The sequence below is a fragment of the Butyricimonas hominis genome (assembly GCF_014287455.1).
Taxonomy (GTDB): Bacteria; Bacteroidota; Bacteroidia; order Bacteroidales; family Marinifilaceae; genus Butyricimonas; species Butyricimonas muris.
The window spans coordinates 147,727-161,423 of the sequence record NZ_JACOOH010000006.1 but is presented as its reverse complement, the minus strand read 5'-3'; the positions used below and the strand labels follow the sequence as shown (position 1 = coordinate 161,423).

Here is a 13,697-nt window from a genome sequence, read left to right as displayed (position 1 = left end):
TGTAATCTAAAATCATAAATCTAAAATCGTAAATTACAAAATTATTTCGGCTTTTAAAGTATCCGGACTTTCTTGCAGGAGTTCGGATATTTTTTTACGGAGAACGGGATGCATGAAGTCCGGCATGATTTCATTTAACGGGCACAGGACAAAATTGCGTTGTGCCATTCTGGGATGAGGTACTGTCAGACGGGGGGTGTCGATGATCCGTGAGTCACAGAACAGTATGTCGATATCCATGGTACGGGAACAGAATTGTACTCCCGCGCGTACCCTTCCCAGTTTTTGTTCGGTTTGCTGGCATTTGTCGAGAACTTCTTCCGGGGATAATTCCGTGTTGTAGGTCACGATTTGATTGTAAAAGGTATTCTCCGATTCAAATCCCCAAGGGGCGGTTTCGTAGAGGGAAGAACGAGTTTCGATCTTCCCGAGCTTCGACATTTCTTTTACCGCTTCATCAATGAGTGCTTTCCGGTCACCTTGATTTCCCCCGAAAATAAGAGTTACCAGCATGTACTAATTTTAGATTTTAGATTTTAGATTTTAGATTGAGTTACCTCAGCCTGAAATCTAAAACAAATTAGTGTTTCTTGTAATTGAACTTTCTATTCTTTTGTTGCCTGTTATTATTATTGTTGTTGGAAGGTTTTTTATTTGTCTTCTGCAACAAGTCTTTAGAATGAGATAATGTCATTCCTTCCGGCATTTCGATATTACCACCGTACAACGTGTTTATATCACAATAGATTTGTTCGTCTTCCACGGAGTCTTTGTTCCACGTGAGGAACGATTTTTTCATGTGGTTTGCCGTCAATACGGTAAGAACTCTCTTTATTTCAGGGTCTTCTGTTTCTTTGATTTTCTCGATTAGTTTTTCGGTGAGCAATCCGTAATGTTTATATTTGATACGGTGTTTGCTGTACGGCAGCCTTTCCGGCTTTTCTTCCAGAATGGCTTTATCGGGAAGCGGGTAGGGGGAGTCGATATCCAACGTGAAATTCGACATGATCATCAAGTGATCCCACAGTTTATGCCTGAAATCCGGCACGTCGCGTAAATGCGGGTACAAGTTTCCCATCACGCTGATAATCGTTCTGGCTGCACGGGTGCGTTCGTCTCTATCTTCTATTGTTGCCAGATGGTCAATCATTATTTGAATATTTCTCCCATATTCCGGAAGAATCAGTTTTTTTCTTTGGCTATTATAGTCCATTACAGGATATGTTTTGTATTTAAATTAGTTATTTATGGGGAAACGCCGGAAAAATCATTTCGCTATACCGGAATAAAACTCCCTCGCATGTAATTATAGATATTTAGAATATGCCGCAAATATAATACTTTTTATTTATAAGTCGTTAATTTGTATCCCCTTGCACGTATAGTTTTGCAAACTTTAACAAAAGTACTTTCTGACCATGCTTGGCAAATAGCACTTTAGCTTTTTTGTTTACCCCCAATCCGTCGAGCGTGATGACCTTTCCCGCCCCGAAATTCGGGTGATAGATAATCATTCCGGGTACTACCGTGTCGCCGCTGATCGCTTGCAATCTGGAGGTGTCCACATCCGGTATTTCCACGTTCGGCTGAGGGGATAAAGTCGGTTTTGCCATCCTCGTCACGCGTCCCGGCACTTGCAATTGCCGGTCTTCCCGCGAGCGGGTGGGGGTGAAAAAACCTTCCAGATACACGGGGTCGATTTCCGCGATAAATCGTGACGGTTGCGGGTACACCACGTTCCCGTTCTTGTAGCGGGTGGTGGCGTATGTCATGACCACTTTTTTCTCCGCGCGGGTCAGTGCCACGTAAAACAGGCGTCTTTCTTCTTCCAGAGCCGCGGGGGTATAAGCGCTTTGTTGAGCGGGGAAGAGGTCTTCTTCCATGCCCACGATAAAGACATTCTCGAATTCCAATCCTTTCGCCGAGTGAATGGTCATCAGCGTCACCTTGTTGTTGTCTTCCGGTTTTTCGCTATCTTGGTCAGTCAACAAGGCAACTCCCTCGAGGAACGACGGGAGTTTATCATCCCGTCCCTCGTTGTAAGCCGTTTCGCTGAAGTCTTTCACCGCGTTTAGCAGCTCCTGTATATTTTCCTTTCGGGATACGCCTTCCGGGGTATCGTCAGTGGATAGATCGTCGATGATACCGGATGTTTTGGCAATACGGTAAGTCGTGTCGTACGCGTTTTCTTCTTTTGCCAACTCGGTAAAGCCCTCGATCAATTGCCTGAAATGCGTCAGTTTGGCAGCCGTCGCGGCAGAAACCACGCCGGGTACTTTGTTCAAGTTGCAGAGTACCGTCCAGATGCTCGCGTTGTATTTCAGGGCGACTTCCTTGAGTTTGTCCACGGTCGTGTCGCCGATACCTCTTTTGGGATAATTGATGATTCGCTTCAAGGCCTCCTCGTCATTCTGGTTGACGGTCAGGCGAAGGTATGCCAACAGGTCTTTGATCTCCTTTCTTTGATAGAAAGAGAGTCCCCCGTATATTTTGTAAGGAATATTTCTTTTGCGCAAGGCCTCTTCCATGATACGGGATTGCGCGTTTGTCCGGTAAAGGATGGCAAAGTCATTAAATTCCGCTTGCTCGTTCTGGGAGATGCGGAATATCTCTTGGGCGACTTGGAAACCTTCTTCTTTGTCCGACATGGCTTTCATTACCCGTATTTTGTCGCCTTCCTCGTTTTCCGAGAAAGTCTTTTTGGGTATCTGCTCCTTGTTCCGGCTGATGATACTGTTCGCCGCGTCCACGATGGTGGTCGTGGAGCGATAGTTCTGTTCCAGTTTGCAGAGCTTGTAGCCGGGGTAGTCGTTTCGGAAATTCAGAATGTTCTCGATACGGGCGCCCCGGAAAGAATAAATACTTTGCGCGTCGTCCCCGACCACGCATATATTCTTGTGTTGTTCCGCGAGTTTCTTGATAATAAGGTATTGCGAGTAATTGGTATCCTGATACTCGTCGACCAGAATGTAATCGAATTTCTTCTGGTATTTTTCAAGTATTTCCGGGAAGTCACGGAACAATATATTGGTTTGCAACAACAGATCGTCAAAATCCATGACATCGCTTTGGCGGCATCGTAACTGGTAATACTTGTATATTTCCGTGATCATCGGTTTTTTCGCCGCTTGATCGGCAGCCACGATTTTTGCCGATTGGGCGTACGCCTGCGCTACGACCAGATTGTTTTTAGCCATGGAGATTCGTCCCAGCACGTCGTTCGGTTTATATACCTTATCATCCAGTCTTAAATCTTTAACGATCGATTTGATCAGGTTCTTGGAATCCTGCGAATCGTATATCGTGAAATTGGACGTGTACCCGAGATGTTCGGCTTCCACCCGTAAGATTTTCGAGAAGATGGAGTGAAATGTCCCCATCCACAAGTTGGAGGCATTTCCTTGTCCGACGAGCGTGGCAATACGTTTTTGCATCTCGCGTGCCGCTTTGTTCGTGAAGGTTAGCGCCAAAATACGGTAGGCGGGTACGCCTTTGCTCAGCAAGTTAGCGATGCGATATGTCAATACCCTTGTCTTTCCCGATCCTGCACCGGCAATCACAAGCGTGGGGCCTTCCGTGTTTACAACAGCCTCTCTCTGGTTCTCGTTCAATTCGTTAATAAAGTCCACGATTTTTGAGTTTTCTGGAATCTTGAATTAGTCGTGCAAAAATATAAAATCATTTCCATATCGACTGGTGTATCGCGTGAAAATTTACAATTTGTTCCGAAGGAGCATTTATGCGGGGAATATTTATCTCACTCTCTTTGGCTTGAGTGAGGGAGGCATAACGGTTATGCTAGGGTTAAGCTCCGGTGTCGGGTAAAACTTGTTAAAATTTTGGTCGTGTATTGCTACGGAACGAGGATTTTTCGCCCAAGTTAAAAAAGCGTATTTTTTACTAAAACGTGGGCGAAGAGTGGGCTATAAGTAGGCGAAGAGTGGGCGATCCCGCCCAATAGTCTGCCAATTGTCGCCTTTTAACCGCCTAATGGGGTAGTATATCCCTAATTTGCGGGTAGGAAAAGTTATAGCCAAGTAAGGGAAGATGCCGTTTGTCAGTCGTGTTTTACTCGGGTTTCCTGTATGAAATTGATGCTGTGGCAAGCCACGATGCCTGCGGTTTCCGTGCGCAGGCGACTTTCGCCCAGTGTCAGGGGGATAAAGCCGTTGTTTTTGGCAAGTTCTATTTCCCGGCTGGAAAAGTCGCCCTCGGGACCGATTAGTATGGTGATCGGCTGGTCGGGGAGATAGGCTTCGTCCAGTCGTTTTTTGTTGTCCTCGTCACAGTGGGCGATACATTTTACGCCTTCCCGCCGTGCCTGCACGAAATCGTCGAAGGGTGTCATCGGGTGAAGCTCGGGAAGGTAGGCTTTCAGCGATTGTTTCATGGCGGAAACGATTACTTTTTCCAGTCTGTCCGGTTTGATGATCTTTCGCTCCGAGTGTTCGCAGAGTAGCGGGGTGATCTCGTCGATTCCTATTTCCGTGCATTTCTCGAGGAACCATTCGATGCGCTCGATGTTTTTGGTCGGGGCAATGGCGATATGTACGCGGAACTCCCGTTGCCCGTAATGTTCTATTTTCTCGATGCACTTGACTTCACAGCGCTTGGCATTCGGCTGGATGATCTCGCAGGTGTAGAATCCCCCTTTACCGTCGATTAGCGATACTCGGTCACCCGCTTCGAGGCGAAGTACTTTGATGCAGTGTTTTGATTCTTCTTCCGGTAGCGTGTATTCATTGCCCGTGATGTCCGGCGTGTAAAATAGGTGCATAGTTCCGTGTTTTAATGACGGGGCAAAGGTATAAAAAGGCTTGATAAGACACAATTGCAGTCGATAATAATATTTTTAAGCGTACGTTCTTTTCTTGTTTAGTGTTGTGATTATATATTGTAATTATTTTACTAATGTGATATATTTATGTTGAGTTATTCATTGAGATTTAATATATTTGCAAATATGATTATTAATCTAAAACAAATTAGTATGAAAAAAATTAAATTGTTAGCGTTTATTGTCGTTTTAAGTTGTGGTGTTTTTTATACCGCACGTGCTATTATTTTCGATGAAGTGCCCGGTACTCCTAGTTTTATATATTGGAACGTGGATGGTCAACACGAGGGGGACCCTTTGATTTTAAAATTGGGAAGTTCGCTAGAAATGTATATTTGTGCGGAAGCTCCATTTGATGTATATCGTCTTGGAATCGAGGCAAGAATCACAATGTTAGGAGTGACGTTTAATATTCCTATGCCGGAAAATGATTATTCGGCTCATATTGTAAATGCGGAATTGCCTTTAAAAATGGGAAGAGATTTGATATGTCGATTTACGTTTTTTATGCCGGATTATACTTTTATGGACGGATTGCCGGGGAGTATGGAGATTTTGTTTTATGATGGCTCAAAAGTAATTGCGGCGGGTAAAACAAAAGTGAAAATAAGTAAATGATATGGATTGAAAAATGATTATACATTAGAATTGTTGGAATATTTGTTTTTACGGTATCTAATGTATAATCACGTTTTGTCAGTGTTATTTCGTGTTTTTATATACCCATTTGATGGCGTCCGCAATGAGAATTTGCTCCTCGTCACCTTCATCGTAAAGAAATATTTTATGCTCTCCGGGTGTGCAATAAAATGAACCTAAAGAGTGCCAGCCTTGATTTTGATTCATATTAATGTACGAGAGTTCTTCCTGCTTGTCATGGAAAAAAATTCCATATTTTTGTATATAGGATTTTAAACGATTATTAGCTGGAATATAGTTTTCCGGTATATAGACCAGAATCTCGAACATTCCTTCCCTGTCGAGATTGGTTTTCCATTCTGCTGCAGATTTGTTGCTGGATTTCACTTTTTTGTACATGTAACTTCGAATCGGGAAACCATAGGCTTCTTGATGGATATATTGTTTCCATGTATCGGGGGAAGTTGTTATCCATTGAGATTTGAAGTTCTCGTACTTTTCCCATGTATGGATATCATTTTTCAGATGAGCTCGTAATTTACCGGAGTATTGTGTCGTTTTGAATCCGGGATCGGTGTTATCCACGATAGTTTCGTCAGGTGTTGTTAGAAAATGTTCTTTAGTAAGATCACGTGTATATTGTGTCGTATCGGATGAGAAGGCATTAGGGGTGCTGTTAATTTGAATCCGGTTCGGGATATTTCCTGAAATGTTCGTGTTTAGACTTATTGCGCGTAAGTTGTCCACCATGAAAGAGAATTCTTTTCCCGTGTTGGCTTTGATTTCAATCGCTTGATATTTAATGAGGTGTGCTCTTTTCTTTTCGTCAAGAGCCTGTCGCAATGCGGTCAAACCACCGGGTGGTAAGGTTTTACTTTCGATATTTATGATGCCGTCTACGTTGCTATTGTTGAAAATGCTGAATTTGACATTACTCCGGTGGCGTCCGTCTGTTGTTTTGATAATAGTGTAATAGGTGTTTTGAATAAAATAGGTTGGAATTTGATTGCAATTGTACCATATAGGGATAATTTCTTCCCAATCGATGTGGTGTTTTGCTTTGAATTCTTCGTTGAGCAGCTGGAAATTCACTTTTTGAAATTGATACCGGGTGATAAAAGTGTTCAAAAATGATATGAGGCTATCTTGGGGTATGCCTCGTGTGTTGAGAATATCTACCAATTCCCGATTTTTTAATACTAGAATGGCATCAAGAACAGGTGATTCGATGTGCTCGTCTTGCAAAGCTTCTTTCAGACTCTTGCCGGAAAGATATTCTATGGCTTGAAACTCTGTTCTCGGTAATATATGTTTGCGTCCGTCTGTGCTTGTCGCGTTGTTGTCAATTAAAGTGATGTTGACGATGGTATTGATGCAGGGGCATTCGCTTGAATACAGGTATGTCATTTGATTGATAAAAAGCGGGAAAATCAAATGCAGGTTTTTCGAATACTCGAAAGAATCAGGATAAAGTAGCTTTTTTTTTCTTGAATATAGTGCCAGAATATTTTCCCATGAAAACGAGTGTTGAATGTTGTTTTCTTTTAATAGGAAATTTTGAATACTTGAACTTTGTTCGTCGGTTGTTTTTTTGCTTGGAGAAATTGGTGTGCCGAATCCTCGCTCCGGGTAGAATACCAGTTCCGGTTGAACGAATTCACTTCCCCCTTGCGCGTTACGAAAATAAGAGGTGAAATTGACAGGGGTTTCGGTGAGGATAAATCGTTTGTAGGGATAGTTTTTTCCTGTGGTAACTTCTGCTACATGTTTCACTTGTCGTATTAAGTCCACGAGAGAGAAATCTTTGTGTTTCCCGAAATTTTTGAATAAGTGGGCGTGTTTGTTAAAGATATTAAGTTCGTATGTGATTGAGTCAACTGTGATTCTACGAGTTATGTAATCCCCGATACAGAGTGAAATACCGGTGAGTGGATATTCATTTTTAAAAACGGTGTATTTGCTGTTAAATGATTTTTTCCCTTGTGAGATTGCTTTGTTTTTTCCGGTGGGTGATACTTGTAATGTATAATTCGTGAAATTTTTAGGTGTTTCGTGTGGTGAATGTGGATTTACGGGAGGTTCCGTTGTTGGATACCATGAAACTTCCGGGGTTAGTAAAGTGAAGTTTTTTTCTTGGTACGCGTAATGTTTCCCGTGGCGACTCGCTAAATACATTTTATCACTTGTATTCGTGATTGCTTTGTCCGGGATATCCAAATAGCATAAATTTTCATCGACTCGTCCTTCGTATGATATTTGAAACTCTATTGAATCATTGACAAGGAGCTGGTTTTTAATAATAATGACTTGCTGCTTGCGTTCATAAGGTAGGGGTATTCCGTTAGAAGTCAGCGAAGTGATTTTTAAACCGGGATTAAGATAGAGGATAATTTCATCAAGTATTTTTCCCGATAGGTTTTGTACGAGTAATTCGGAATTTACTGACATTTTTTTATGCGTTTGCTCGTATTTTATGTTTTGCGATAGTAATGTTGCTTTGGGGGCGGATGTAAATTTGTTATAGATGTCAGAATAAGTATGACGGAGTGAGAGTGAACATTGGTTTGAAATGAAAAAGGTGATACCGGAGAGAAGTCCGATTGTGATGAGAGTTACTGTGATGTAGAGCCTCTGTTTTTTTGAGGGATGATTGGGAAGCCGGGGAAAGTTAAGCACGGTCAATTGAATTAATCCTAAGCCAAGGAAAAGCCAGCAACCGCGTTGGAGAAGATAATTTGTTATATTCGGGTGTCCCGTGATGTCAGAGAATGTATTGGGAAGCGTGATCCCGAACGGGTCAAGAAGGCCGGATTGATAATCTGTAATGTAAAATACGGTGAAAAACACGTATCCCAAAAGAATAATAATACTTAGTATGTGGTTTTTTATCCAAGTAACCATGAAAAACGAGAGTCCCAATATAAATATAATGGTGGGGACAAGTAGCGTGAGCAGATAAAATAAATAATGTAATATATTGAAAGGTGCAGAACTGGTAAATACATGCGTGAACATGGTTAATAACAGAAGTAATGTGGCAACTCCACCAAAGACACAAATAAATGCAAAACAGATTCCCCGTATATATTTCGTGTTACTTATCGGGCGATAGTATATTGTTTCTAATGTGTCGATTTTGCGTTCTTTGTACAAAAAGTATGATCCGAAGACAATTAACGGGAGTGTTAGAAAAATAGAGAAGAGGAAAGTATTCATGTATGGAATAAACGAGGAGAAGTTTAATTCATCCAAGCTGGAAGAATAGAAAATATTACTTTGGTTTCGTATTTGTGCATATATAATGATCCCATACGTGAAAAGAAAATAGATGATCAAGAACTTGCTTCTTAGCAAGAGTTTTATGTTATAATGAATGACATGTAAATTAAGAATTTTGTTTTTAGACAATTCTTCTGTTTGTTTCTCGTGTGTCATAGATTAATGTATTGTTTGCAAGTTTTGAGCATGTGATGATACAAATATATACAAATGTATTTGTTTTTGTATTACTAATATGTAAAATTGATGTATTGCTCCGGGAATAATGAAATTTAGTGGCTGTTATTCCGTGTAATTAGTATTGTTCCACTTGTTCGCAAGTAAAGAAACTCCAACTATTTTGAATACACTCAAAATAGTTGGAGTCGTGTAAGTTGAATTTATGTATCTGTAATTAATCTTCGTCTGCCTTCTCTTCTTGGTAAGTTTTCAGCAGCTCATCCTGAACTTCTGACGGAACTTTTTCATAGCCGGAGAAGTTCATCGTGAAGGAGGCGCGTCCCCCGGTGATGGAACTTAATGCCGTGGAGTAGCGTTGCATTTCTTTTAACGGTACTTTCGCCATTAGTTTCTGGAACCCGGAGTCGGCTTCCATTCCCATGATGATGGCTCTACGGGTTTGGAGGTCGCCCATCACGTCACCCATGTATTCGTCCGGAACGAGGACTTCCACGTCGTAGATAGGTTCAAGGATTTTCGGGCCGGCTTGTTTGAACGCGGCGCTGAAGGCATTGCGTCCGGCAAGTTTGAACGAGATTTCGTTTGAGTCCACGGGGTGCATCTTGCCGTCGTACACGCTGACACGGATGTCGCGGGCGTATGAGCCGGTAAGCGGGCCTTCTTCCATTTTCTCCATGATACCCTTCAAGATTGCCGGCATGAAGCGGGCGTCGATGACACCACCCACGATACAATTGTAGAATACCAGTTTCCCACCCCACGGCAATTCAACGACTTCGGTATCTTTCACTGAAATTTTGCTGTCGACACCGTTGATTTTGTACATGGTCGGGGCGGGCATGCCCTCGGCATAAGGTTCTATCACGAGATGTACTTCTCCGAATTGTCCGGCACCTCCCGATTGTTTCTTGTGGCGGTAGTCGGCGTAAGAGTATTTGGTGATGGTTTCGCGATACGGTATTCTTGGCGGGTAAAATTCGATTTCCAACTTGTCGTTGTGCTCGATGCGCCATTTCATCGTGTTCAGGTGGAATTCTCCCTGACCGGAGATAATCATTTGTTTCAATTCCTTGGAATATTCCACGAGGAACGTGGGGTCTTCCTGATGAATACGTTGCAGTACTTCGGCGAGTTTTTCTTCGTCGCTCGTGTTGGCGGCACGTACGGCTGTTCTGAAACGGGGATTCGGGTATTGGATTTGACCGAATTTGTAATGAACGTCTTTCTCGTTCAGCGTGTCGCCGTTGTTCGTGTTTTTCAGTTTAACGGTGGCGCCGATATCTCCTGCCATCATTTCAGGTACTTTCGCACGGTTTTTCCCGGCTACCGCGTATAGCGTGGAGATACGTTCTTTACTGTCGTTGGTGGCATTATATAGATCGTCACCTTCATGTACCGTGCCGGAAGCCACTTTGAAATAAATCACTTCTCCCAAATGAGGCTCTACCGTGGTGTTGAACATGTATAGGGAGGTCGGGCCTTTTTCGTCGTAAGGAATTTCCTGACCGTCTTCCGTGATGGACGGGGGCATACTGCCGGCACTCGGTGCCACGTTGATAACAAATTCCATGAAACGACGCACGCACATGTCTTTCTCTGCCGACACGCAGAACACGGGGAACATGTCCCGTGCGATGAGTCCTTTACGGATTCCCGTGCGCATCTCGTCTTCTGTTAGCGAGCCTTTCTCGAAGAATAATTCCATGAGTTGCTCGTCGTTCTCGGCGGCAGCCTCGATCAATGCGTTATGCAGTTCGTGAGCTTTCTCTTCTTCTTCTTTGGGGATGGGGAGTACTTCCGGTTTGCCGCCCTCGGGTTTCCATTGGTACATTTCCATCTTTAAAACGTCAATTACCCGGTTGAATCCGAGTCCCGGGTTCACGGGGTATTGTACTTGCACGACTTTTGAACCGAAAGCGGCTTTCGCTTGTTCCATCGTGTGGTCGAAATTCGCTTTCTCGTGATCTACTTGGTTGATAACGAAAATCAACGGTTTGTTGAGTCTTTTCGCGTGACGTGCGATGATTTCGGTTCCTACCTCGACACCTCTAACGGCATTAATGACCATTACTCCGGTATCGACAACGTTCAGCGCAGAGATAACTCCTCCGACAAAATCGTCTGCACCCGGGGTGTCAATAAAATTGAGCTTGTGCTCTTTCCACTCCGTGTATAGTACAGCCGGGAATACTGATGATCCGTATTCCTGTTCTACCGGACGGTAGTCGGATGAAGTGTTTTTTGCACTAATGCTACCTCTGCGCGGGATGACCCCGCCCTCGTACATCATGGATTCCGCTAACGTGGTTTTGCCGGACCCGGCACTACCCACCAGCGCGATGTTTTTAATTTCGTTAGGTTTATAGGTCTTCATTATAATACAGTTTAGTTAATAACGTATATAACTGTTCAAATAATTCGAGGGTTACAAATTAGTGAAGATTTTATTAAAAAGCAATAGTTTATGTCATTCTTGCTAAAAATATTTATCAACGGGGGGAATGGTCTGTTTTTTGTATATATTTGAAGTGAATTTTAATTTAATAGATTTATGACAGGATACGCTTTAATTTGGATTATATTTATCGGGTTTGTCATCGTGAGCTGGTTGATAAGCCACCAGCTGCAAGTCCGTTTTAAAAAATACTCTCAGATACCTACCGCCAACGGGATGACCGGGAGGGACGTGGTGGAGAAGATGTTGAGGGATAATGGTGTGCAAGGGGTGAAAATCGGTAGCGTGGAGGGACAATTGACCGACCATTATAACCCGACGGATAAAACGATTAATTTGAGCCACGAGGTGTATTACGGTGCCAATGTGGCAGCCGCGGCAGTGGCGGCACACGAGTGCGGTCATGCCTTGCAACACGCGCAGGCTTATAGTATGTTAAAATTGCGTTCGTCTTTGGTGCCGGTGGTGAGTTTCGCTTCCCGGTGGATGCAATGGATTTTGCTGGCGGGTATTTTGCTGGTGGAGAGGTTTCCGCAATTGTTGTTGTTCGGAATCTGTTTGTTCGCCATGACAACCTTGTTTAGTTTTGTCACGTTGCCCGTGGAGATTGATGCCAGTCACCGGGCGTTGGCTTGGTTGCGCAATTCCGGAATCACTACTTACGAGTCACAGGAGAAGGCTCAAGATGCCTTGAAATGGGCGGCTTACACGTACGTGATCGCGGCTCTCGGTTCTTTGGCGACCTTATTATATTATATAATGATTTATTTGGGAAGAAGAGATTAATGAGTTTATAAAGTTTATAAGGTTCATAAAGTTTATAAAGTTGAATTTTCGGTTCTCAGAGCCCTTGCGAACTATGAACCTTACGAACTTTATAAACTTTATGAACTTTACGAACTAAAAAAAACGAGAGGCATTCCCTCTCGTTTTTTTTATAAAAAGGCTTCTTTGATTTTTTCGACGTAATCGAGTTTTTCCCACGTGAAAAGTTCGACTTCTACTTCTTTAGTCGGCCAATAGTTCGAGGTGAATACTTTTTTCACGGTTCTGGGAGTTCTTCCCATGTGGCCGTAGCTTGCCGTTTCCTGATAGATCGGGTTACGGAGTTTCAAGCGTTGCTCGATGGCTTTCGGGCGAAGGTCGAAAAGTTGTTCGATTTTCCCGGCAATAGCGGAATCGCTCAGGTTTACTTTTGCCGTGCCGTAAGTGTTCACGAATATTCCCACGGGACGGGCGATACCGATGGCGTAGGAGATTTGAATTAATATTTCGTCGGCGATGCCTGCCGCAACCATGTTTTTAGCGATATGACGGGCGGCGTAAGCGGCTGAACGGTCTACTTTGGAAGGGTCTTTGCCGGAGAACGCGCCGCCGCCGTGTGCGCCTTTGCCGCCGTAAGTGTCAACGATAATTTTTCTTCCGGTAAGCCCGGTATCCCCGTGAGGACCGCCGATTACGAATTTGCCCGTGGGGTTGACGTGGAGAATCAGGTTCTCGTCAAACAGGGCTTGCACGCGTTCCGGCAATTGTTGTTTTACCCTCGGAAGCAGAATGTTGATGATGTCCCAACGGATTTGATCCACCATTTGGGCGTCAGCTTCAAGCCGGGCTTCCGGTGATGTTTCTTTGGCACGGATAAATTCATCATGCTGGGTGGAGATCACTATCGTGTGAACACGGGCGGGTTTGTTGTCGTCGCCGTATTCAATGGTTACCTGTGATTTCGAGTCCGGGCGCAGGTAGGTCATTTCCTGTCCTTCCTTGCGGATTCGGGCGAGCTCGAATAACAGCAGGTGTGATAACTCGAGAGCTAGCGGCATGTAGTTATCCGTTTCGCTGCAAGCGTAACCGAACATCATGCCTTGGTCGCCGGCTCCTTGTTCCATCGGGTCTTCGCGTACCACTCCCCGGTTGATGTCGGGAGATTGTTCGTGAATGGCACTGAGGACTCCGCAGCTGTTCCCGTCGAACATGTATTCGCTTTTGGTGTAACCGATGCGGTTGATCACGTCACGGGCGATTTGTTGCACGTCTACGTAAGTTTTCGTTTTGATTTCTCCTGCGATGACGGTTTGTCCCGTGGTTACCAGTGTTTCGCAGGCAACCTTGGCGTCCGCGTCGAACGCGATGATTTTGTCTAGCACGGCATCCGAAATCTGGTCTGCCACTTTGTCCGGATGTCCTTCCGATACGGATTCAGATGTAAATAAGTATCCCATAAATTAATTTTAGATTTAAGGATTTTAGATTTTAGATTGAATCATAAATCGTAAATTAAACTATAGGAAAGTACATGGATGGTTG

Annotated in this window: 9 protein-coding genes and 1 pseudogene; 2 read left to right on the top strand and 8 right to left on the bottom strand. The window is 43.7% G+C overall.

Translation table 11 applies throughout. The features are described from left to right. Positions 1 to 33: 33 nt before the first annotated feature. The 4 genes from folK to H8S64_RS14210 form a co-directional block, all read right to left on the bottom strand. Complete coding sequence (gene folK / locus H8S64_RS14225; protein WP_186976856.1) at positions 34 to 513, bottom strand: 2-amino-4-hydroxy-6-hydroxymethyldihydropteridine diphosphokinase; 480 nt, start codon at positions 511 to 513, stop codon at positions 34 to 36. Between the two features lie 67 nt (positions 514 to 580). Then, entirely contained in the window at positions 581 to 1,213 is a 633-nt protein-coding gene (locus H8S64_RS14220; RefSeq protein ID WP_099290613.1) for a DUF4290 domain-containing protein, read from the bottom strand. Between the two features lie 145 nt (positions 1,214 to 1,358). Next, positions 1,359 to 3,629, bottom strand: a complete 2,271-nt coding sequence (locus H8S64_RS14215; protein WP_366482800.1) for an ATP-dependent helicase — start codon at positions 3,627 to 3,629, stop codon at positions 1,359 to 1,361. Positions 3,630 to 4,057: 428 nt separating this feature from the next. Next, positions 4,058 to 4,777, bottom strand: coding sequence for a 16S rRNA (uracil(1498)-N(3))-methyltransferase (locus H8S64_RS14210; protein WP_186976854.1), 720 nt, complete (start codon positions 4,775 to 4,777; stop codon positions 4,058 to 4,060). A gap of 213 nt (positions 4,778 to 4,990) precedes the next feature. On the opposite strand from H8S64_RS14210, the gene H8S64_RS14205 reads away from it, so the two are divergent. After that, positions 4,991 to 5,455 (top strand): hypothetical protein, encoded by a 465-nt coding sequence (locus tag H8S64_RS14205; RefSeq protein ID WP_186976852.1) that lies wholly within the window; start codon positions 4,991 to 4,993, stop codon positions 5,453 to 5,455. An 84-nt stretch (positions 5,456 to 5,539) separates the two neighbouring features. On the opposite strand, the gene H8S64_RS22585 is transcribed toward H8S64_RS14205, so the two are convergent. The 3 genes and pseudogenes from H8S64_RS22585 to fusA2 all read right to left on the bottom strand — a co-directional run bounded on the left by H8S64_RS22585 (position 5,540) and on the right by fusA2 (position 11,309). After that, positions 5,540 to 7,249: a golvesin C-terminal-like domain-containing protein gene (locus H8S64_RS22585; RefSeq protein ID WP_255469545.1), complete on the bottom strand. Its 1,710-nt coding sequence runs from the start codon at positions 7,247 to 7,249 to the stop codon at positions 5,540 to 5,542. A 1,077-nt stretch (positions 7,250 to 8,326) separates the two neighbouring features. Then, positions 8,327 to 8,911: pseudogene (locus H8S64_RS22800) on the bottom strand (ABC transporter permease); the annotation flags it as partial. A gap of 238 nt (positions 8,912 to 9,149) precedes the next feature. Next, a complete protein-coding gene (gene fusA2, locus H8S64_RS14195) occupies positions 9,150 to 11,309 on the bottom strand; it encodes an elongation factor G2 (RefSeq protein ID WP_186976847.1) in 2,160 nt (719 codons plus the stop codon). 177 nt (positions 11,310 to 11,486) lie between these two features. On the opposite strand from fusA2, the gene H8S64_RS14190 reads away from it, so the two are divergent. After that, positions 11,487 to 12,176 carry a zinc metallopeptidase gene (locus H8S64_RS14190; RefSeq protein ID WP_186976845.1) on the top strand — a complete coding sequence of 230 codons (690 nt, stop codon included), beginning with the start codon at positions 11,487 to 11,489 and terminating at the stop codon, positions 12,174 to 12,176. A gap of 149 nt (positions 12,177 to 12,325) precedes the next feature. On the opposite strand, the gene metK is transcribed toward H8S64_RS14190, so the two are convergent. Continuing rightward, complete coding sequence (gene metK / locus H8S64_RS14185) at positions 12,326 to 13,612, bottom strand: methionine adenosyltransferase (protein ID WP_186976843.1); 1,287 nt, start codon at positions 13,610 to 13,612, stop codon at positions 12,326 to 12,328. Positions 13,613 to 13,697 lie beyond the last annotated feature (85 nt).